The organism is Faecalibacterium sp. AF10-46 (genome assembly GCF_003604105.1).
In the GTDB taxonomy this organism is placed as follows: Bacteria; Bacillota; Clostridia; order Oscillospirales; family Ruminococcaceae; genus Faecalibacterium; species Faecalibacterium taiwanense.
Genome location: NZ_QVGY01000006.1, coordinates 97,333 through 119,531 on the forward strand (window position 1 = coordinate 97,333; position 22,199 = coordinate 119,531).

19 protein-coding genes are annotated in these 22,199 nt (G+C 57.3%); 15 read left to right on the top strand and 4 right to left on the bottom strand.

Annotated features, from left to right (window positions below):
• Positions 1 to 10: 10 nt before the first annotated feature.
• Entirely contained in the window at positions 11 to 925 is a 915-nt protein-coding gene (locus tag DWV57_RS08245) for a pyridoxal-phosphate dependent enzyme (RefSeq protein ID WP_097781517.1), read from the bottom strand.
• A gap of 224 nt (positions 926 to 1,149) precedes the next feature.
• Between DWV57_RS08245 and DWV57_RS08250 the strand changes: the two genes are divergently transcribed.
• The 9 genes from DWV57_RS08250 to DWV57_RS08290 all read left to right on the top strand — a co-directional run bounded on the left by DWV57_RS08250 (position 1,150) and on the right by DWV57_RS08290 (position 8,871).
• Complete coding sequence (locus DWV57_RS08250) at positions 1,150 to 1,530, top strand: sigma factor-like helix-turn-helix DNA-binding protein (protein ID WP_097775061.1); 381 nt, start codon at positions 1,150 to 1,152, stop codon at positions 1,528 to 1,530.
• Between the two features lie 24 nt (positions 1,531 to 1,554).
• Positions 1,555 to 2,910, top strand: coding sequence for a signal recognition particle protein (ffh, locus tag DWV57_RS08255; RefSeq protein ID WP_120020502.1), 1,356 nt, complete (start codon positions 1,555 to 1,557; stop codon positions 2,908 to 2,910).
• 91 nt (positions 2,911 to 3,001) lie between these two features.
• Positions 3,002 to 3,244, top strand: a complete 243-nt coding sequence (gene rpsP, locus DWV57_RS08260) for a 30S ribosomal protein S16 (RefSeq protein ID WP_005944692.1) — start codon at positions 3,002 to 3,004, stop codon at positions 3,242 to 3,244.
• A 17-nt stretch (positions 3,245 to 3,261) separates the two neighbouring features.
• Positions 3,262 to 3,495, top strand: a complete 234-nt coding sequence (locus DWV57_RS08265) for a KH domain-containing protein (protein ID WP_005934928.1) — start codon at positions 3,262 to 3,264, stop codon at positions 3,493 to 3,495.
• Between the two features lie 60 nt (positions 3,496 to 3,555).
• Positions 3,556 to 4,092, top strand: coding sequence for a ribosome maturation factor RimM (rimM, locus tag DWV57_RS08270; RefSeq protein WP_005944690.1), 537 nt, complete (start codon positions 3,556 to 3,558; stop codon positions 4,090 to 4,092).
• A 3-nt stretch (positions 4,093 to 4,095) separates the two neighbouring features.
• Positions 4,096 to 5,343 (top strand): tRNA (guanosine(37)-N1)-methyltransferase TrmD, encoded by a 1,248-nt coding sequence (gene trmD / locus DWV57_RS08275; protein WP_097776378.1) that lies wholly within the window; start codon positions 4,096 to 4,098, stop codon positions 5,341 to 5,343.
• A gap of 341 nt (positions 5,344 to 5,684) precedes the next feature.
• A complete protein-coding gene (locus tag DWV57_RS08280) occupies positions 5,685 to 5,948 on the top strand; it encodes an HPr family phosphocarrier protein (protein WP_005920365.1) in 264 nt (87 codons plus the stop codon).
• A gap of 61 nt (positions 5,949 to 6,009) precedes the next feature.
• Positions 6,010 to 7,857, top strand: coding sequence for an excinuclease ABC subunit UvrC (gene uvrC, locus DWV57_RS08285; RefSeq protein WP_120020503.1), 1,848 nt, complete (start codon positions 6,010 to 6,012; stop codon positions 7,855 to 7,857).
• A gap of 12 nt (positions 7,858 to 7,869) precedes the next feature.
• Complete coding sequence (locus tag DWV57_RS08290) at positions 7,870 to 8,871, top strand: acyltransferase family protein (protein WP_120020504.1); 1,002 nt, start codon at positions 7,870 to 7,872, stop codon at positions 8,869 to 8,871.
• A gap of 66 nt (positions 8,872 to 8,937) precedes the next feature.
• On the opposite strand, the gene DWV57_RS08295 is transcribed toward DWV57_RS08290, so the two are convergent.
• From DWV57_RS08295 to DWV57_RS08310, 3 genes are all read right to left on the bottom strand, one after another.
• Positions 8,938 to 9,786 (bottom strand): transporter substrate-binding domain-containing protein, encoded by an 849-nt coding sequence (locus DWV57_RS08295; protein WP_118529024.1) that lies wholly within the window; start codon positions 9,784 to 9,786, stop codon positions 8,938 to 8,940.
• 414 nt (positions 9,787 to 10,200) lie between these two features.
• Complete coding sequence (locus tag DWV57_RS08305; protein WP_097776383.1) at positions 10,201 to 11,013, bottom strand: amino acid ABC transporter ATP-binding protein; 813 nt, start codon at positions 11,011 to 11,013, stop codon at positions 10,201 to 10,203.
• 18 nt (positions 11,014 to 11,031) lie between these two features.
• Positions 11,032 to 11,715 (bottom strand): amino acid ABC transporter permease, encoded by a 684-nt coding sequence (locus DWV57_RS08310; protein ID WP_097775067.1) that lies wholly within the window; start codon positions 11,713 to 11,715, stop codon positions 11,032 to 11,034.
• A gap of 404 nt (positions 11,716 to 12,119) precedes the next feature.
• Here DWV57_RS08310 and DWV57_RS08315 point away from each other — a divergent pair, with 404 nt between their 5' ends.
• From DWV57_RS08315 to DWV57_RS08340, 6 genes are all read left to right on the top strand, one after another.
• Positions 12,120 to 13,109: an NAD(P)H-dependent glycerol-3-phosphate dehydrogenase gene (locus DWV57_RS08315; RefSeq protein ID WP_347562386.1), complete on the top strand. Its 990-nt coding sequence runs from the start codon at positions 12,120 to 12,122 to the stop codon at positions 13,107 to 13,109.
• 215 nt (positions 13,110 to 13,324) lie between these two features.
• Positions 13,325 to 14,122, top strand: coding sequence for a zinc dependent phospholipase C family protein (locus DWV57_RS08320; RefSeq protein ID WP_120020506.1), 798 nt, complete (start codon positions 13,325 to 13,327; stop codon positions 14,120 to 14,122).
• A 51-nt stretch (positions 14,123 to 14,173) separates the two neighbouring features.
• On the top strand, positions 14,174 to 15,430 hold the full coding sequence (locus DWV57_RS08325) for an MFS transporter (protein ID WP_120020507.1): 1,257 nt from the start codon (positions 14,174 to 14,176) through the stop codon (positions 15,428 to 15,430).
• A gap of 650 nt (positions 15,431 to 16,080) precedes the next feature.
• On the top strand, positions 16,081 to 18,831 hold the full coding sequence (locus DWV57_RS08330; protein WP_120020508.1) for an insulinase family protein: 2,751 nt from the start codon (positions 16,081 to 16,083) through the stop codon (positions 18,829 to 18,831).
• A 378-nt stretch (positions 18,832 to 19,209) separates the two neighbouring features.
• Entirely contained in the window at positions 19,210 to 20,571 is a 1,362-nt protein-coding gene (mgtE, locus tag DWV57_RS08335) for a magnesium transporter (RefSeq protein ID WP_120020509.1), read from the top strand.
• Positions 20,572 to 21,057: 486 nt separating this feature from the next.
• Positions 21,058 to 22,110: a substrate-binding domain-containing protein gene (locus DWV57_RS08340; protein WP_120020510.1), complete on the top strand. Its 1,053-nt coding sequence runs from the start codon at positions 21,058 to 21,060 to the stop codon at positions 22,108 to 22,110.
• Positions 22,111 to 22,199: the final 89 nt, after the last annotated feature.

Consider the following 22,199-nt stretch of genomic DNA (forward strand, 5'->3'; position numbering starts at 1 on the left):
TGATTTCTCCTTATAATGTATTTACGATCTGCCGTCCGGGCAGGATGGCAAGGGCAGAGCGGCTGGCACCTACATGGATGAGTTGTGCGGCCGCCTGCAAAACGGCACCGGATGCCACCGAAGCCGGGATGGCATCGGTGCGCAGCACCTTTTGCGCGGCCCGCTGCGCATCGGTGGTGTTCACCGCCACCACGTTGTCCACCACATAGGCGTTGAAGTTTTCCGGCACAAAGCCGTAGCCCAGATCGCTGATGCCGTGGGGGCCGGTCAGGCCGCCGCCCAGCGCCTGCGATTCGTAAGGCTCCACGGCGGCGATGCGCACATCGTTCGTCCATGCCTTGATGGTCTCGCCCACGCCGGTCACGGTGCCGCCGCTGCCCACGCCGATCACGATAGCGTCCACGGCGCTTTTGCCCTCTCGCGCGATGCTTTGCACAATGGCAGGGCCGGTAACGCGGCGGTGGTACTCCGGGTTATCATCGTTGGCAAGCCAGTCCATGTAGTACCAGCCGTTGGCGGCGGCGGTCTGTGCCGCCAGACGGCGGGCACCGTTCACACCGCTGCGGGCCGGGCTGTGGCGGATCTGCGCACCCAGCCGCAGCAGGGTCTCCTGCCGCAGGGCGGGGGCATCCTCCGGCATCACCAGAACCACCGGGTGACCGGCGGTCAGGCCCGCCAGCGTGAGCGCAGCGGCAAACGGGCCGGAGGCCGCTTCAATGATGGGCTGACCGGAGATCAGCTTCTTTTTTTCAATGGCAAGGGCCAGCATCCCTTCGGCAAGGCCGTCCCGGGCCGTGCCGGTGGGGCCTGCAAAGTCCAGATAGGCATACAGCCGTCCCTTCAGCCCGCAGGCGGCAGCATAGCCGCGCAGCTCCACGATGGGGCAGGCGCTGAGCGTCTGGTAAAAATTGGGGTAGATCGGCACGAAGACCCTCCTTTCATGGGATACAACAATATTATCCTAACGCAAAAGGACTGCGCGCGTCAAGATGCGTTTTAGCAAAAACGGCGAATTTTTGGCGGATTTTCTGGAAAAATCTCCGAAAGGCTCTTGACAGGATGCGGTGCATCTGCTATACTTCATCCGTAAAGCAAATGAACTTTACATCACTTCTCGAAAGTACAGGCACAAAACCGGGGGATCAGAGGATGGCAAAAGATCTGGAAATGGGCTATCTGCTGGACTTTTACGGCGAGGTGCTCACCGAGAAACAGCGCGAAATGCTGCGCCAGTATTACAACGATGACCTTTCGCTGAGCGAGATCGGCGAGAACTTCGGCATCACCCGTCAGGGGGCGCGGGATGCCATCAAGCATGGCGAGAACGCGCTGAAGGAGCTGGAGGAAAAGGTCGGCTTTGCGGCGCGTTACCGCCGCGTGCAGCAGAAGCTGGAAGAGCTGGAGCAAATGGTGATCGATGCACGGTTCGAGTGCACCGGCCCGCAGGGCCTGACCACCACCGAGTACGAACACCAGCTGACCAAAATGTTAAAGCTCATCCGCTCCATCGACGAAGCAAACGAGAGCTGAAACCTGTGAAAGGAGCACCGTACAATGGCATTTGAATCCCTTACCGACCGCCTTGCCGGTGTGTTCAAAAAGCTGCGCGGTCACGGCAAGCTGACCGAGGCAGATATCAAGGCCGCGATGCGTGAGGTGCGCATGGCCCTGCTGGAAGCCGATGTCAACTACAAGGTTGCCAAGGACTTCTGCGCAAAGGTGTCCGAGCGCGCCATGGGTCAGGAGGTCATGGAAAGCCTGACCCCGGCACAGCAGGTGGTCAAGATCGTCAACGAAGAGCTGGTTGCCCTGATGGGCGGCAGCGAAGCGGCCCGCCTGAACATCAAGAACAAGGGCCAGACGATCATCATGCTCTGCGGCCTGCAGGGCAACGGTAAAACCACCCACGCCGCAAAGCTGGCAAAGTACTTTATCAAACAGGGCCGCCGCCCCATGCTGGTGGCCTGCGATATTTACCGCCCTGCGGCCATCGATCAGCTGCAGGTGGTGGGCAAACAGGCGGGCGCACCGGTGTTCACCCTGCCGGGCGCAAAGCCGCCGGAAATTGCAAAGAAGGCGCTGGCACACGCCAAGGATTACGGCAATGACGTCGTGATCCTGGATACCGCCGGTCGTCTGCAGATCGACGATGTGCTCATGCAGGAGCTGGTGGACATCAAGGAAGCCGTTCCTGTGGACGAGACCCTGCTGGTGGTGGATGCCATGGCCGGTCAGGATGCCGTGAACGTTGCCAAGACCTTTAACGAGAAGGTGAGCATCGACGGCATCATCCTCACCAAGACCGATGGCGATACCCGCGGCGGTGCGGCACTTTCAGTGCTGGCCGTTACCGGCAAGCCCATCAAGTTTCAGGGCACCGGCGAAAAGCTGGACGATCTGGATGTGTTCCACCCGGACCGCATGGCAAGCCGCATCCTTGGCATGGGCGATGTGCTGAGCCTGATCGAGCGTGCGCAGGAGACGGCCGACGAAAAGGCTGCCGAAGAGACCGCCAAGCGGATGATGGAGAACAAGTTCGACATGAACGACATGCTGGACCAGTTCGCACAGATCCGCAAGATGGGTGGTGCAGGCGCGATGCTGAGCATGCTGCCTGGCGGCAGCGGCATCGATCCCAGTCAGGTCGATGAAAAGGCGTTCGACCGCATCGAGGCCATGATCTATTCCATGACCAAGGAAGAACGCGAGAAGCCCTCCATCATCAACCCAAAGCGCAAGCGCCGCATTGCGGCCGGCAGCGGTACCACCGTGGCCGACGTGAACAAGCTGCTCAAGCAGTTTGAGATGATGCAGAAGATGATGAAGCAGTTCAAGAAAAGCCCCAAGGGTTTTGCCCGCCGTCTGGGCGGCATGATGGGCAACCCCAATGCCTTCCGCGGGCTGAAATAACTTTGTGATACAACCCCCTTGCGGGTTTGTACAATATAATCAACATGCGCCCGCAAGGGCCGCACAAAACAATTTTTGGAGGATATTTACCATGGCAGTTAAGATTCGTCTGCGCCGCGTTGGCGCCAAGAAGGCTCCCTTCTATCGTGTTGTTGTTGCTGACAGCCGCTTCCCCCGTGACGGCCGTTTCATCGAAGAGATCGGCACCTACGATCCCAACAAGGAGCCCTCTGAGATCAAGATCGACGCTGAGAAGGCAAAGCAGTGGATCGCCAACGGCGCACAGCCCACTGATACCGTTCGCGTCCTGCTGAAGAAGTCCAACGTTCTGTAAGTAGGGAGGGCTGACTCATGCAGGAGCTGTTGCTGGCAGTTGCCCGCGGTCTCGTGGAGGATAAGGAAGCCGTTAAGGTCACGGTGGACGAGCCTCGCGAGGACGGCACCATCGTCTACCACCTGAGCGTGGCAGAGGGAGATATGGGCCGTGTCATCGGCAAGCAGGGCCGGATCGCAAAAGCCATTCGTGTGGTGATGCGCGCGGCTGCTGTGCGGGTCGATGAAAAGGTCCTTGTTGAGATCGACTGAGCACCCTACAGGCCCTTTGCCCTTGCGGCAAGGGGCCTTTTTGATTATAGGAGCAAGATTATGCAGCAATATCTGGAAGCGGGCAAGGTCGTGACCACCCACGGCGTGCGCGGCGAAATGAAGCTGGAGCTTTGGTGCGACGGCGTGAATTTTCTCAAAAAGGTGGGCAGGCTGTACCCCTCGGCACAGGGCGGCAGGGCCTATAAGATCGTGTCCATCCGCGCACAGGGCCAGATGGCTCTGCTGCAGCTGGAAGGCGTGGACGATATGGATGCTGCCCGTGCACTGCGGGGGCAGGTGTTCTACTTTGACCGCAATGATGCCACCCTGCCCGCAGGCCGCTGGTATGTGGCCGACCTGATCGGGTGCGAAGTGCGGGATGCCGACACCGGCAGGGTGTACGGCGTTGTGACCAGCGTGGATCACCCCGGTGCACAGGATATCTACACCGTCAAAGCACCGAACGGCAAGGAATACATGTTCCCGGGCGTGGATGCTTTTCTGAAAGAGCGCAACCCGCCGGAGGGCTATCTCCTCGTCACCCCCATTCCGGGCCTGCTGGACGATGACTTTGACAGCGAACGGGAGGAAGAGTGAGCCATGGGAATGCGTGTGGATATCGTGACCCTGTTCCCGGAAATGTGCCAGCAGGTGCTGGATGCCAGCATCATCGGGCGCGCGGCAAAGAAGGGCTTTATTGAGACCCACTGCCACCAGATCCGGGACTACACCCTGAACAAACAGAAGCAGACCGACGATTACCCCTACGGCGGCGGCTGCGGCATGGTGCTGTACGCTCAGCCCATCGCAGACTGCCTGCGTGCTGTGCAGCAGGAAGTGGCTTCACAGGGCCGTCCGGCCCCGCATATCGTGTTCCTGACGGCAGGCGGCCAGCGCTACACCGAGGAGCACGCAAAGCGGCTTGCCCAGTACGATAACCTGACACTGGTATGCGGCCACTATGAGGGCATCGACGAGCGTGTGATCGATGCTTTTGCGGATGAAGAGATCTCCATCGGTGACTACATCCTCACCGGCGGCGAGCTGGCCAGCCTTGTGGTGGCGGACAGTGTGCTGCGCCTGAAGCCCGGCGTGCTGGCTGAGCAGAAGGGCTACGAGGAAGAAAGCTACTGGGACGGCCTGCTGGAGTATCCCCAGTACACCCGCCCCGAGGTGTGGGAAGGCCGCGCCGTGCCGCAGGTGCTGCTGGGCGGCGACCACCAGAAGATCGATGCATGGCGCGGAGAACAGAGCCGGGAGCGCACCCGCCTGCGCCGCCCGGAGCTGTACGAGAAGTGGTGTGAGACCCACCCTGTGACCGAGCTGCCCAAGTGGAAGCGCGGCGAGAACATGCGCCTTGTCAAGACCGACGAGCAGTTTGCTGCTGCCGCCCGCATCTTTGTGGAGGGACGGCGTGCGACCTGTGCCGAGAACTGGACCCCGGAATACTGTGCCAGCCTCAACGAGGAAGAATATCTTTTGCAGCTGCGGCAGGAAAAGGCCGCAGGCTGGGTGTGCTACCTGCACACCACCAAGGATGTGCCGGACGGCATCGTGAGCATCAACCACAAGGTGGGGCACATCGAACATCTGTTCGTCACTGAAAAAGCCCGCGGCAGGGGCATTGGCATGAAGATGCTGGACTTTGCCCGCAGGAAGCTGCCGGAGCACCCGCACCCGGTGCTGAGCGTGCTGAACACCAACACCCGCGCCATAGCGCTTTACACCCGCATGGGCTGGAAGCTGACCAGCGGCACCGAGCTGGAGTTCACGCCGGAGCAATATCCGGCTGTGGTGAAAAAGTGTGCTCTGGTTTGGATGCGGTACGAGGGCAGCGCACAGAAGTAACTCCGGACGGCAGCTGCAGGTGCATCGGACAGCGAAAAAGGCACGAAAATGGATGTTCGGACCGGAGGGTATGGTGCTGGAAACGCACAAAAACGGCCGAGATATTGCCCGATGGTCGAAAAAATGTTGAAAACTTTTGTATTTACCCTCTAACCTTCGGGGAATAATTTTATTATCTTTGTATAAATAATGAAAAATGGGCCGCTTTTCATTGGAGAAACCGCCAAAAATGCGCCGGGGGGCTGTACAACCGTTTCGACTTGCGCTAAAATAATCGTAACGCAACAGGCACAGGATACAGATTCTATACCCAAAACGATATTAGATAGGAGCGCTTTACTATGTACGTGAAAGAAGTTACCGTTGAAAATCAGGTTGGTCTGCACGCTCGTCCGGCTACCTTCTTCATCCAGAAGGCTAACGAGTTCAAGTCTTCCATCTGGGTCGAGAAGGAAGAACGCCGCGTGAACGCAAAGAGCCTGCTGGGCGTTCTGTCTCTGGGCATCGTGGGCGGTACCACCATCCGCATCATCGCTGACGGCGCTGATGAGCAGGCTGCTGTTGACGGCTTGATCAAGCTGGTGGAGTCCGGTTTTGCTGAGTAATTTGTGTCTATAAATGGAGCGGCGGGGGAACCTGCCGCTTTTTGTTTTTCAAGGAGAATCCATGACCAAAGCTGAACTGTATCAGAAAGCCTGTATGCTGCCGCTGCTGCCCGGCGTTTATATCATCCGGGATAAGACAGACACCATCATTTATATCGGCAAGGCAAAGCGGCTGCGCATCCGGGTGAGCCAGTACTTCCGCGAGGGCGTGCCCCACGACAACAAGGTCAGCCAGATGATCGCCCATGCCTATGCCTTTGACGTGATCGTCTGCCAGAGCGAGTTTGAAGCGCTGGTGCTGGAAGCCAGCCAGATCAAGGCCCACACGCCGAAGTACAACATCCTGCTCAAGGATGATAAAGGCTACAGCTATATCAAGGTGACAAAGGAGCCATGGCCCAGGCTCTCCTTCGTGCTGCAAAAGGAGGAGGACGATGCCGAGTATATCGGCCCCTATACCTCCAGCTTTGCGGCGCGGCAGATGGCAGAAACCGCCATGGATGCCTTTCTGCTGCCGCGCTGCAATAAGCGCTTCCCGCAGGAGATCGGCAAGGGACGGCCCTGCCTGAACGCCCACATCGGCAAGTGCATGGCAGTGTGCAGCGGCAGGATCAGCTGCGAAAACTACAATCAGGCCGTCAAGAGCGCCGTGCACCTGATCCGCTATGGCAAAAAGGACATCCTGAAGATCCTTAATGAGCGGATGCAGGAGGCCTCGGACCGGCTGGAATTTGAGACGGCGGCGCTGCTGCGGGACCAGATCGCAGCCATCACCAAGGTGAGCGCTGGGCAGAAGGTCATTGTGGACCCGGATGTGGAGATGGACGTGGTGGCGCTGGCAGGCACGCCGGACAGCGTGTGTGCGGCGGTGCTGCGCTTCCGGGACGGACGGCTGACCGATAAGCGGGAGTTTTTGTTCCACGATACCTCGGACATTGCCGCCGTGCGGGAGGAATTTCTGCCCCGGTATTATCTGGATGACGAGCAGATCCCCAAGATCATTGCGGTGGATGAGCTGCCGCCGGACAGCGACGCGTTGCAGCAGGCGCTGAACGAAAAGCGCGGCAGCGAGGTGCAGCTGTATGTGCCCCAGCGGGGCGACAAGGCCCATCTGGTGGAAATGGCCCACACCAACGCGGTGGAGCGTCTGGCGCGGGAGAGCGGCCGCTATGCCCGGGAGGAAAAGCTGCTGGACGAGCTGGCGCAGGTGCTGGGCCTTGCAAAGCCGCCCAGGGCCATTGAGAGCTACGATATCTCCAACTGGGGCGATGGCTCCAGCGTCTGCGGCATGGTCACCTTCAGGGACGGCAAACCCTATAAGGCGGGCTACCGCAGATTCAAAATGAAGACCGTTGCGGGCACGGACGACTATGCATCACTGGCAGAGACTGTCTCCCGGCGGGCGGCAGAGTACGAAAAGTACGCAGAGCTTGCAAAAAAGGGAGAACCCTGCAGCAACTGGTTCGGGCAGAAGCCGGATCTGCTTTTGATGGACGGCGGCAGGGGGCAGGTGAGCGCGGCAAAAGAAGCATTGGCCGGGACTGCCCTTGCGGATGTGCCGCTCTACGGCATGGTGAAGGACGACCACCACCGCACCCGCGCCATTGTGGACAGCGACGGCCGGGAAATTGCCATCAATATGAACCGGGGCACCTTTACCTTTATCACGGCCATTCAGGACGAGACCCATCGCTTTGCCAATGCCTACCGCAAGCAGCAGATGAAGCAGAAGAGTTATTCCTCCACCCTGACGGAAATCCCCGGCATCGGCCCCAAAACGGCCAAGGCGCTGATGGCCCAGTTCAAAAGCGTGGGTGCGGTGAAGGAAGCCACGCCTGACCAGCTGGAAAACACCCCCGGCGTGGGCAAACAGACGGCACAGATCATCTACGATTATTTTCATGCATAATGAAAGAAGACTATGGACAAAACAAAACAGGAAAGTGATTATTTTTATATCTGGAAAGCTTTAGCATGCACCCTTGTGGTATTTATTCACTGCCCATTTCCTGGTGCTGCCAGATGGATTTTAACGGCGGCAGCGCGGATCAGTGTACCGTTTTTCTTTTCGGTATCCGGCTGGTATCTGTTCCGAACCGATGACTCCGAACAGCAGGTGGAACAGCTGAAAGGCAAAATAAAAAAGACGGCACATATGCTGCTCCGAGTTGGTGCAGCGTACACCCTGTTTGCAGTGATAGTGGAACTGTCTGTGGGAACATTTATTCCTGAATGGCTTTCAGAAAAATTCAGCATTTCTGAAATTTTAAAGCTACTGGTGTATAACAGTAATAGTCTGGTAGACAGCTACGCATGGCATTTATGGTGGCTGTTTGCCATGCTGAACTGCTACGTAGTGCTTTACTGCTGGAAAAAACTGTGCAAAGATTTTAACTTGGAAAAATATGGCAATAAAATTGGCATAGTGCTTTTGGCGGTGATGCTTATCTTGCAGGCAGTTGTTCCACAAAAGTTGGCATGGTATCGGAACTGGCTTTTTGAAGGAATGCCGTTTATTCTGATTGGAATATATGCCCAAAAGAATAGACTGCCCGCGATGTTTAAACTGCCGACAGCTTTTTGGCTTGTGATGAGCGTTCTGGAGGCTCATGCTTTTGGAAAGAAAGAAATTTATTTCAGCACGGTGCTGGCAGTGCTTTCAATTCTGAACAGGGGACATTTTACAAGTTTTGCATGGATGTCGGAACGACTGAAAAAGGTATTGGTTCATATTGGCAGGGAGCTGTCTGCTGAAGTTTACTGCTACCATCTGATGATTTATACCACCTTGATTTTTCAGATCCATATAGATGGTGATGTATGGGGAGTGTGCAGAACGTTTCTGGTGCTGGGCTTATCGATGCTTCTTGCAGAACTGTTATACCGGACAAAAGTAAAAACACATAAAAAGCAGTTAGTATAATAATAAAAAGACCCTCGATCCTTAGCTTTCAAAGGACTGAGGGTCTTTTACGATTTGAGAAAAGCTTTAGTTCTCCGCAGAAATATCCTGACCGAAATACTTTTCGCTCAGCTCCTTCAGGGTGCCGTCGGCACGCAGCTCGTCGATGGCGGTGTTGATGGCATCCAGCAGGGTGGCGCTGGCATCGCCCTTGCGCAGAGGAATGGCAACGTGGGATGCGTCCTCGGTCTGGGCCACCAGCTTGAAATCTGCATCCGGGTGGACGTTCAGGTAATCGTAGAAGGAGACATCAGCGTTCAGGGTGGCATCGATGCGGCCGGCGGTGAGCAGCTGGATGGTTTCTTCCAGCGTGTCGATGCCCTGTACGGTGGCACCATAGCTTTCGGCCAGTTCCATGTAGGTGGAAGCAAGGCTGTTGGCGGTGGTCTTGCCCTTCAGGTCTTCAAAGCTGGTGATCTCGTCGTTATCCTTGCGGACGGCAAGGGCAGTGTGGATGTAGCCGTAGGGCTCGGTGAAATCATAGGTCTTGGCGCGCTCATCGGTCACTTCCACGCCGTTGCACACGATGTCGTAGCGGCCTGCGTCCAGACCGGCAAACAGGCTGTCCCAGTCGCTTTCCACGTACTCCGGCTCCACGCCCAGCTTTTCTGCAAGGGCACGGGAGACTTCCACATCGTAGCCCACCAGAGTATCGGATTCGTCGTGGTAGCTCCAGGGCTGCCATGCGCCTTCCAGTGCAACGATCAGCTTGCCGCTGGACTGGATGTTGGACAGCTGGTCGCCGGCAGCAGGAGCCACAGATGCAGCAGTACCGGAAGCAGCGGTGCTGCCGGAAGAATTGGAGCAGCCGGACAGAGTCAGCACGCCGGCAGCGGCCATAACGCTCATAAGAGAAATAAATGTTCTGCGTTTCATAATGATAAGTCCTTTCAGTAGATACTATAAGTTGGCAGGTCATCGGGAAGCTTTCTCCTCGGACGCGAGTACGGGTTGCGGCACCCAGCGGATGCTTCGTGCTTTGAGCAGCACTCGCATCCTGCTGGCCGCTGTCCCAACAGCAACTTCCTGTTTCCGCCACTGGCGGCGGTCGTTGCTGTTGCAGGCCATTCCATCGCCCGCCCTATTGCCTTCGGCAACAGGGTCCCACCCCAGCGGACGGTCCTCAGAGAAACTTCCCGCCGTCCTGCTGGGACAGATGCAGCTGTCCATTACGACCCTTTTGGTGAAAATGTGTTTGGAGCGGCCCGCAGGCCGCGACAAACACGAAATAAAAACAAAATCCCGCTGATTATGGCCAGAGCGAAGCGGAGGCCATTCTAAATGGTAACCTCACTCGGTGTGAGCGATCTTGCGCAAAAATTCGCGGGTGCGCTCCTCTTTGGGGTTGGCGAAAAACTCATGCGAGGGAGCCTGCTCCACTACCACGCCGTTCTCCATGAAAACGGTCTTGGAGGAAACATTGCGGGCAAAGCCCATCTCGTGGGTGACCACCAGCATGGTCATGCCCTCTTCGGCCAGCTGCCGCATCACGGCCAGCACTTCGCCAGTCAGCTCCGGGTCAAGGGCCGAAGTCGGCTCGTCAAAATAGATGATCTCCGGGTCAGATGCCAGCGCACGGGCAATGGCCACGCGCTGCTGCTGGCCACCGGAAAGCTGGCGCGGATAGTAGTCGGCTCGGTCGGCAAGGCCCACCTTTTCCAGCATCTTCATGCCAACGGCATCCGCCTGCTCTTTGGGCATTTTGCGGGCAATGATGAGGCCCTCGGTCACGTTCTGCAAGGCAGTCTTGTTGCGGAACAGATTGTAGCTCTGGAACACAAAGGCCGTCTTTTTGCGCAGCCGGGCAATGTCGGCGCGGCTGGCCTTGGCAAGGTCGAACGTCTCGCCGTCAAAGGTGAGCTGGCCTGCGTCGGCGGTCTCCAGAAAGTTCAGACAGCGCAGCAGGGTGGTCTTGCCGGAGCCGGAGGGGCCGAGGATGGCCACTACATCGCCCTTTTCCACGGTCAGGTCCACGCCGCGCAGCACCTGCAGCTCGCTGGTCACTTTGCGTGCACCGGGCCGGTGGAAGATGCCTGCCTGCAGGCGGGGCTTTGTGTAGGTGAAAAAGGATTTGTGGACGTTTTTGATCTCTAACATGGACATGGTTGCCACACTCCTTTCTTACTGGAAGCCGTGGGCGTTGAGCCGACGTTCCAGCAGTGCCTGCAGCTTGGTGATGACCGTGCAGAACAGCAGATACACCACGGCCACCTCACAGTAGATGGGCAGGAAGATGTAGGTGCGGGCGGCCACGCGCTGACCGGCCATGAACAGCTCGGCCACCGTGATGTTGGACGCCAGCGAGGTGTCCTTGATCATGCCGATGAGCGAGTTGGAGAGGGCGGGCACTGCGGTGCGCAGGGCCTGCGGCAGCACGATGCGGCGCATGATCTGCCACCAGCTCATGCCCACGCAGTAACCGGCTTCCAGCTGGCCCTGCGGCACGCTTTCCAGTGCGCCGCGCATGGTCTCGGCACAGTAGGCACCCTCGTTGAAGGCAAAGGCGATGACCGCAGCAGGGAAAGCGTCCAGCATGATGCCCACGCTGGGCAGACCATAAAAGATGATGAACAGCTGCACCAGCAGCGGCGTGCCGCGGATGACCCAGATGTAGAACCGCGCGATCTGCCGCAGCACCGGCACATTGGCGTACTGCACCAGTGCAACGGCCACGGCAATGATCATGGCAAAAAAGAAGGAGACCAGCGTGAGCGGGATGGTCATGGTAAGGCCTGCCGTAAGGATACGGGGCAGGGCCTCCGCCAGCACGCTGACCGTGCGGTTGGAAAGAAATGCTTCAAACATGAAAAATGTTCCCTCAGAACGGTATTCAAATACTTTGTAAATCGGAAGAACAAAGGGTATTATAAGGCTTGGAGTGCGCTTGAAGTCAAGGGCTTTTTCTAAAATTCCTACAAAACCTACCAGAATACTATAGCATGAATCCGGATGGAGTGCAAACGGTTTGCTCAAAACGCGTGATGTGTACAAAAACGGACGACCCATCTGGAAAACTTTGTGCAATGCGGCAAGCGGTTGACGGCGCACCGGCTTTCGTGTACAATGAACATAACAACGCGCACCGGGCTTGGCCCGGCACAGGCGCAAATTCACCGCAGAGGGCGCAGTGCCCTTTGCGCGGTGCAGACACGGAGGACACGAACGTGACGAAGAAAAAAATTGGCGTTCTGGGTGCAGGTACCTGGGGCATGGCTCTGGCACGGATGCTGTGTGTCAGCGGCAATGATGTGCAGGTGTGGTCGGCGCTTCCGGCTGAGGTGGAGAACCTTTCCGCTACGCGGGTGCACCCCAATCTGCCGGGCATGAAGATCCCGGAAGAGCTGCAGTTTACCAAGAGCATTGAGGAAGTGTGCACTGGCAAGGATGTGCTGCTGTTTGCAGTGCCGTCGGTATTTGTGCGCTCCACCACGGCCAAGGCCCGGCCTTACATCCCGGACGGCCAGATCCTTGTGGACGTTGCCAAGGGCATGGAGCCGGACACCTTATATACCATGACCGAGGTCATCGCCGACGAGCTGAACAAAGAGGGTGGCCCCCAAAACACAAAGCTGGTGGCCCTTTCCGGCCCGACCCATGCGGAAGAGGTGGCGCTGGACATGCCCACCACCATCGTTTCGGCCTGCCCGGATGAAGCCGCTGCCGAGTATGTGCAGGATGTGTTCAGCAACACCTGTATGCGTGTGTACACCAACGCCGACATCAAGGGCGTGGAGCTGAGCGGCGCGCTGAAGAATGTGATTGCGCTGGGTGTTGGCATCTCCACCGGCCTTGGCTACGGCGACAACGCCCGCGCAGCCCTCATCACCCGCGGCATTGCCGAGATCGCCCGGCTGGGCGTGGCCATGGGCTGCAACATCCACACCTTTGCGGGTCTGGCCGGTATCGGCGACCTGATCGTGACGGCGACCAGTATGCACAGCCGCAACAATCGTGCGGGCATTCTGATCGGCAAGGGCAAAAGCCCGGAGCAGGCCGTGAAGGAGGTCGGCATGGTGGTGGAGGGCATCAATGCACTGCCTGCCGCTATGGAGCTGGCAGCAAAGTACAATGTGGAAATGCCCATTGTGCAGACGGTGAACGCCATCGTGAAGGAGGGCATGAGCGCCAGCGACGCGCTGCGCACCCTGATGGACCGCAACCGGAAGAACGAGATGCCGCAGGGCTACGAAAAAGTCTGAATTTTAAGGGAGAAGGCACAGCTGTCTGCAGATGGCTGTGCCTTTTTTGCTGCGCGGCCTGCCCACTGGCCGAAAACACAAAATAATTCAAATTTTTTACCAAAATCAGACGTAAAAGGGTAGAAGGTCGGGAAACTTTCTGCTATACTGAAACAGAACGCAAAAACCGGGGGACGTTTTGTGCACCCTGTCGGAGAGAAAGAGAGGAATCTGCCATGCCGTCAACTTATGCGCACCGCCGCTTTGGCACCAATGTGCTGGAACATCTGCCGGATGAACTGCGTGCTCAGCTGGAACAGAACCGTGAGCTTTATGATATCGGCCTGCACGGGCCGGACCTGCTGTTTTATTACCATGCTGCCAAGTCCAACCCGGTGGGTGCATTGGGCAATGCCATGCACGAGGAGCCGGGGCGGGTCTTTTTTGACCGGGCGCGCAGGGTGGTGCACTGCGAGGCAGACCGGGATGCTGCGCTGGCCTATGCGCTGGGCTTTGTGTGCCACTTTGCACTGGACAGCACCTGCCACCCGTATGTGGAGCAGTTTACCCGGGAAAGCGGCGTGACCCACTGCGAGATCGAGACCGAGTTTGACAACATGCTGCTGCGCCGCGACGGGCTGGACCCGCTGAAGTTTTTCACAGCCAGCCATATCCACCCGTCGGAACAGAATGCAAAGGCAATCGCGCCCTTTTACGAGGGCATCTCGGAGCAGGTGGCACTGGAAGCGCTCAAGGGCATGATCTCAGTGCACAGGCTGCTGCAGGTATCCAATCCTGTCAAGCGCTGGGTGGTGCTGACAGGCATGAAGGTGGTGGGCAAATACGACATGCTGCACGGCCTTGTGGCAGATCCGCAGCCGAACCCGAAGTGCGTGGAGAGCGGCAAGCGGCTGGAAGAACTGTATGCGCAGGCGCTTCCGCTGGCAGAAACGCTGATTTTGGAATTTGTGGCAAAGCTGGACACGGACCAGCCCCTGAGCAAGGCCTTTGACCACACCTTCGGGGAGTTTTGAGCGGGCACAAAAAATGAGGGTGCACCGCCCGGCGGTGCGAGAGGAAACAAGATGAAACATGAAAAATTCAAGATGACACCGCTGGAACGCGCGTGGATCCTGTACGATGTGGGCAACTCGGCCTTTGTGCTGATGATCGCCACACTGGTGCCCATTTTCTTTAATGCGCTGGCCGAGGCCGGGGGATTGAGTCCGGTGAACTATCTGGCCTACTGGGGCTATGCAAGCTCGGTGGTCACGGTGATCACGGCAGTGCTGGGACCGATTTTGGGCACGCTGGCCGATACCAGAGGCTTTAAAAAGCCCATCTTCATGCTCTGCCTGTTCGTGGGCGTGGCAGGCTGCTGTGCCATGGGCCTTGCCACTACTTGGCTTCCGTTCCTGATCATCTTCATCCTTGCAAAGATCGGCTTTTCGGGCAGTCTGGTGTTCTACGATTCCATGCTGGGCGATGTGACCACCCCGGAACGCATGGATGTTGTGTCTTCGCAGGGCTATGCATGGGGCTACATTGGCAGCTGCGTGCCCTTTGTGGTGTGTCTGGCACTGGTGCTGGGCAGCGGGGCTATCGGTCTGAGCCAGATGACCGCCCTTTCCGTGGCGCTGCTCATCACCGCTGTGTGGTGGCTGGGCACCACCTTGCCGCTGCTGCGGAACTATAAGCAGATCAACTATGTGGAGGTAGAGCAGCACGCCATCCGGCAGAGCTTTGTGCGCATCGGCCACACCCTCAAGCATCTGCGCGAGGATAAGCAGGTGTTCTGGTTCCTGCTGGCCTTCTTCTGCTACATCGATGGCGTGTATACCATCATCGATATGGCCACCGCCTACGGCACGGCACTGGGGCTGGAGACCACCGGCCTTTTGCTGGCCCTGCTGGTAACGCAGATCGTGGCCTTCCCTTCGGCGCTGATTTTTGGTCGGCTGAGTGCAAAATACCCGTCCAGCCAGCTTATCCCGGTCTGCATCGCGGCCTACACCGGCATTGCGGTGTTTGCCTTCTTCCTGACCAGCCAGTGGCAGTTCTGGGTACTGGCCGTGCTGGTGGGCATGTTCCAGGGCGGCGTGCAGGCACTGAGCCGCAGCCACTTTGCCAAGATCATCCCGGCGGAAAAATCCGGCGAATACTTTGGCCTGTTCGACATCTGCGGCAAGGGCGCGTCCTTCCTTGGCACCATGATCGTGAGCGTGGGCAGCCAGCTGACCGGCAGCGCCAATGTGGGCATTGGGATGCTGGCGCTGCTGTTTGCAGTGGGCTTTGTGCTGTTCCGGGTGTCCTGCCGGACTGAGGGCGCAAAACAGGTGTAAAAATACGATTTAAAATTGCCGATGCTTTCGCTTTGGCAATATCAGAGGAAATATTATTTTATAATTTTGCAAACAAGCCGGCCCTGCGGGGCCGGCTTGTTTCCTTTTTCACGGGAAGGGCGCAATGGCAAACGGCATATTGCCGCTGTCAGCCGCGCAGCAGATAAAGCACAAACTTACCCGTACAGCTCGTCGCGTAAGCGACTCGAAATCGGCGGAACACAAAAAATCCTTTAGCGCAGCGATTTGGATTTTTTGTATGGAGCCTAACTGCTTTGGGGTCTAAAAGGGGCGAGTAGCCCCTTTTTCATGGATCCAGCGCGTTGAAATCGCTGTGACCTTGCTGTGCTGAACACACAGCATTTGCTGCGCAAACCGGTCTGCGGCTTAAAAGCCCCACTGGGGCTTTCATGCCCTGCGGGCACCGCCGTCCTTTCTGGTTCTCTTTTGCAACCAAAAGAGAACATACCTGGCAGTAATGCTTTTTACAAAAGGCATTAAACTCAATCTACGCGAAAACGCTCTGCACGGGAAGCAAATGGTTGAAAATCGCCCTTCTGGTTATTATTAACAAACCGGTAATTGTCTTTTTGAGCGGCGAATGATACAATAGTGTCAAACGATTTCAAAACCACAAAGGAGAAAACGAAATGGAACGATTTCCCGGTTATACCCTCGTGCGTACCGAGGACTGCCCTGAACAGCACGGAACCCTGACCGTGCTTACCCACGATGTGAGCGGTGCCACGGTGCTGCTGGTGGAAAATGAGGATACCAACAAGGCGTTTGGCATCGGCTTTGGCACCTTCCCGTCCGATGACACCGGCGTGTTCCACATTCTGGAGCACTCGGTGCTGGCAGGCAGCGAAAAATACCCGGTGACCTCGCCGTTCTTGCAGCTGCTCAAAAGCAGCATGGCATCTTTCCTGAATGCGATGACCTTCCCGGATAAGACGGTCTACCCGTTCGCTACGCCCAATGAGACCGACTTCAAAAACCTGATGGATGTCTACCTGAACGCGGTGTTCTGCCCGCTGGCCATGGTGGACAAGAGCGTGTTTGAGCAGGAGGGCTGGCACCGCAGTGCCGACGGCACCGTGAGCGGAGTGGTGTACAACGAGATGCAGGGCGCTCTGGCTGCACCGGATGCTCAGTTGGAAAATGCACTGGAACGGGCCATGTTCCCGGATACGGCCTACGGCTTTGTTTCCGGCGGCGACCCGGCCAGCATCCCGGCGCTGACCTATGAAAAGTATAAGCGGGTATATCACCGCCACTACAGCGCCGACAACTGCTGCATTACCCTCTATGGCAAAATGGATATGGCTGAAAAGCTGGAACTGCTGGACAGGGATTATCTCTCCAAAATGCCCAAGGGCACCAGCCGTCCGCAGCTGACCGTGCAGCACGAGCAGGCGGGCGCCTGCGTGGAACTGCCCTACTATACCGAAAAACCGGAGCCGGACGAGGTGCAGTGTGCTCTGGCATGGTACACCGGTGCCTTTGCAGACCGGGAGCGGCAGCTGGGCGTGGAGATCCTGCTGGATGCCCTGCTTGGCACCAATAACTCCCCGCTGAAGGCGGCGCTGCTGGCCGAAAAGCTGGGCGCAGATATTGACATTGGCTTTGACGACAGCACCCTGCAGCCGGTGCTGGAACTGGTGCTGCGCGGTGCCACCGAGGAGAGCGCTCGCAAGTTTGCTGCCGCTGTGCGCAAGGCGGTGGACGGCATTCTGGCCGAGGGCATCCCGCAGGAACTGCTGTTGGCTTCGCTGAACGCAGCAGAGTTTGCATCGCTGGAGCGCCCGGGCACCCTGCCAGACGGCGTGCTGGATGCCATCAATGCTTCCACCGCTTGGCTGCACACCGGCGACCCCACTCTGCTGCTGCACACGGACAGGCTGTTTGCTTCCCTGCGGGAAAAGATGGCCGATGGCTGGTTCAATGAACTGCTGCGTGAGCTGTTTGCACCGGCTCCGGTGCAGGTGGTGCAGGTGCCCACCCTGCCTAAAAAAGAGGAGGGCGAACCCATCCGCACCGACGGCAAGCTTGTGCTGGAGCACCCGCTGACCGTTGCCGACCTTGGCGACGGAGCAAGGACGGCCCCAGGCGAGCGGGAACTTCTGGCCGGGGCACAGCTGCTGCATCACCCTTCGGCAGGCAGCCTGTACCTGAACTTCTACTATGACCTCGGTAATGTGAAGCCTGAGGACATGCCGTATCTGGACCTGCTGACCGATGTGCTGGACGAGCTGGACAGCACCGAACACACCGCTCAGCAACTGAACACTCTGCGCAGCACATGGCTGGGCGACAGCCGCACCCAGCTGGACATCTGGACTGGGCGGCAGGAGGGTGCACCCTGCCATGCCAAGCTGAGCCTGTGTCTGAGCCTGCTGGAACGCAGTCTGGAAAAGGCTGTGGAGCTTGGCGGCGAATGGCTGTATGATACCATCCTTACCGGCCCGGCGGCAGAAGCTGCTTTTGCACGGGTGCTGAGCCAGCAGAAGTTGAACATGGAACAGCAGTTCATCCAGCAGGGCAATGTATACGCAGCCACCCGCGCCAGTGCCCACTACACGGTGGACGGTGCGGTGAGTGAACGCTGCAGCGGTGTGAGCTATTACAAGTTCCTGTGCGGCGTGCAGGAGCGCGGCAATTGGGCAGCACTGGGCGAAAAGCTGGATGCCCTGCGCACAGAGGTGCTGCAGCACGCGGAGCTGACGGTCAGCCTGTACGGCAGCGAGGATGCCCTTGCAAAGCTGCGCACTCTGCTGCCGGACAGCCGCTTTGCTGCCGAGGGCCGCGCTGCGGCAAAGCCCTATGTGGAGCCGCTGACACCGCCGGTGAACGAAGCGTTTATCATTGACGGCGGTGTGAACTACGATGTACAGGTATGGCCCATGGAGCGCCGCAGCGACCGCAAGGCGCTGGCCCGCGTGATGAGCTACGAATACCTGTGGCACAACATCCGCGAGGTGGGCGGCGCTTACGGCACCGGAATGCTCTCCTCGGACGGCGTGGAATACCTGTACACCTACCGCGACCCCCATGTAAAGGAAAGCTACGACACCTTTGCAAAAGGTCCGGCAAAACTGGCAGCACGGGAGTACACCGAAAAAGACCTGAACGATTTTATTGTGGGTACTGTGGCCAAGCTGGACACCCCCCGCAAGCCGCGTGCTGAGGCCCGCGAGACGGACCGCCGGTATTTCTGCGGCATCACTGATGAAATGATAGCGGCAGACCGCAAGGCCCTGTGTGCGGTGGATGCCGCACTGCTGAAGGAGCAGGCCGCAGAGCTGGGTGCCGCCATGGCAAACGGCGTGCGGGTGGTGTTTGGCAGCAAGGATGCTGTGGAAGCCGCAAAAGAACTGTTTGATACGGTAGAGACCCTGTAAGCAAAGAGCCTTCCATCCCGCCCGGGACATGCGCTGACAGGATAAAAGTGCCTGATGATACGAAAAATGTCATCTGGCACTTTTACTTTTTGTAAAGAAACGGAAAAATTTAAAAAGCAGGGTTGACGCGGCAAAAAAGCAGTGGTAAAGTAATGGGCGGAAAAGGCAAAAAAGCGTCTTTTTACAACAGGAAAACGAGGTGGTTGTCATGGAACCTGCTGGCAGTAGCAGCAGTCTTTCTCCCCGATTATTTTATATGATGGCAGCCGCCGTTTCTGCTTTGCGCAGACCCTGCTGTGTGTGAATGCACACGGTGCGTGTTTGCGTTCCCTGAAAAGAAGAAACGAGAGCTGCCACTGAAAAGGAGGCAGCTTTTTTATGTCTGAAATCTCGATCGATACCCTCAAGACCATGCTGGCAAATCTGGACGATGCCAAGAAATACCAGAGCCTGCGGGATGTGATGGAAACTCTGCCCGCGCCCGACCTTGCGGCGGTGTTTGAGGATCTGCCCGCAGAAAAGCTTCCGGTGCTGTTCCGTCTGTGCCCGAAGGATCTGGCCGCAGATGTGTTCACCGAACTGACCCCTGAGACCCAGCAGAAGCTGATCGACGGCCTGACCGATACCGAGCTGAAGGCTGTGGTGGACGAACTGTTCGTGGACGATGCCACCGACCTTGTGGAGGAAATGCCTGCCAACGTGGTCAAGCGCATTCTGGGTCAGGCCGACCCCGCCACCCGCCGCATGATCAATGAGCTGCTCAAGTACCCGGAGGACTCAGCCGGCGGCGTGATGACCACCGAGCTGATGGAGCTGCGGCCGGACATGACCGTGGCACAGGCCATGGAGGCCATCCGCAGGAATGGCTTTGACAAGGAGACCATCAACAACTGCTATGTGACCGATGACAGCCGCAGGCTGATCGGCGTGGTGTCCCTGCGGGCGCTGGTGCTGGCAAAGAACACAGAAGAGCCTATCAAGGACCTGATGGATTCCAATGTGGTCAGCGTGAGCACCACCACCGATCAGGAGGATGTTTCCAACCTGTTCGAGAAATACGGCTTTCTGGCTATTCCGGTGGTGGACGCGGAAAACCGGCTGGTGGGCATCGTGACCATTGACGATGCTATCAGCATCCTGCAGGACGAGGCCAGCGAAGATATTGCAAAGATGAACGCAATCGGCCCCTCCGACAAGCCCTACTTCAAGCAGAGCATGTGGGATCTGTATAAGAGCCGTGCGCCGTGGCTGCTGTTCCTGATGATCAGTGCCACCTTCTCCAGTCTGGTCATTCGCGGATACGAGGATGCACTGGCCGCTGTGACCGTGCTGACTGCATACATCCCCATGCTGACCGACGCAGGCGGCAACGCGGGCAGCCAGAGCACCTCCACCATCATCCGCGGCATGGCGGTGGGCGATATCCAGCCCCGCGATCTGCCCCGCATCCTGTGGCGCGAGAGCCGCGTGGCCTTGCTGTGCGGCGGCACGCTGGCCGTATGCAACTTTGTAAAGCTGCTGGTGTTTGACCGCATCGCGGCTCCGGTGGCGCTGGTGGTGTGCCTGACTTTGATCTGCACCATCCTGCTCTCGCAGATCATCGGCGGCATTCTGCCGGTGGCGGCAGAAAAGCTGCATGTGGATCCGGCCGTGATGGCTTCACCCCTGATCACCACCATTGTGGATACCACCACGCTGCTGATCTACTTCAACATTGCAAAGATGCTGCTGCATCTGTAAAAGATACTCGGATCGGAATGCCCGGAGGCTTAGGAAAGCTTCCGGGCATTTTCTTTGCAAAAGGCAGGCGGCAGGAACCGGGAATGACAGGCGATTTTCAGAAAATTTCAGAAATGAAGCGAAAAAATGCGGAAGAACAGGGATGAACTATTCCTGAAAATATTTTTCAAGATATACAAGAAATAAAAAAGCTGCAAAAACCGGACGATGCAACATTTTGTAATCTTTTTGAGAGAAAAATGACATAATTTTTTTGCTTTTGTAGGGAGGTTGCAAATGTATGAAAAATTGTGATGTTTCGAGAAAAGAAATTGGCGAGCCCAAAAAGCATTTGTTGAAATAGCACAAAAGAACTCCTTCAATCTTGTGAACTTGTTCTCTTGAACAGTGGGGTGCTGCAAGGGTATAATACGAACAGGAATTACAGGTGCATGCAAGATTGCTCCTGTGAAAATGCTGAGATACGAATTGAAGGAGAACATTATTATGAAAATGATTTCGCGTCGTGACTTCCTGAAGGCATCTGCTGTTGTTGGTGCAACTGCTGCTATGACCGCCTGCGGCGGCTCTTCCAGCACCTCTACTGCTGCTTCTTCTGCTGCTGCATCTTCTGCTGCTGCTTCCAGCGCTGCTGCAACCAACGGTTCCGCAAACATCGGCGTGTGCATCTATCAGTTTGCTGATAACTTCATGACCCTGTACCGCTCCGATCTGGAAGAGTACCTGAAGGACATGGGCTACTCCGTCACCATCATGGACGGCAAGAACGACCAGAACACCCAGACCGAGCAGATCAACACCTTCCTGCAGCAGGGCGTGGACGTGCTGGTCATCAACCCCGTGCAGACCACTTCCGCACAGACCATCGTTGATACCGTCAAGCCCTCTGAGACTCCTATCGTCTTCATCAACCGTGAGCCCGACAAGAGCGTTCTGGATTCTTACGCAGACAAGTGCTGCTACGTTGGTGCTGACGCACGTCAGTCCGGTACTTATCAGGGCGAGCTGATCCTGGAGACCGAGACTCAGGGCGATATCAACGGCGACGGCAAGATCACCTACATTATGTGCAAGGGCGACCCCGAGAACATCGATGCTCAGTACCGCACCGAGTACTCCATCAAGGCCCTGACCGATGCCGGCAAGGAAGTTGAGTGCCTGTACGAGTACCTGGACAACTGGGATCAGACCACCGCTCAGCAGGACGTTGCAAACGCTCTGTCTCAGTACGGCGACAAGATCGAAGTTGTCTTCTGCAACAACGACGCAATGGCACTGGGCGCTCTGCAGTCCATCCAGCAGGCTAACCGCACCGTCGGCAAGGACATCTATCTGGTTGGTGTCGATGCACTGGCTGAGGCTGTTCAGGACGTTCTGGATGGCAACATGACCGGTACCGTGCTGAACGACGACGTGGGTCAGGCTACTAAAGCTGCTGAGGCTACCAAGCTGTACGTTGAAGGCTCCAAGGTCGAGCAGTACTACTGGGTCGACTATGTGAAGGTGACCAAGGACAACGCTTCCGAGTACGTGAAGTAAGACCAAAGTTTTCCTGAAACAATGCAAGGTGCGCAGTGGACCTTGACGGCTTGAACAAAGCTATAAAGCGCGTGCGTGCGAGAAATATT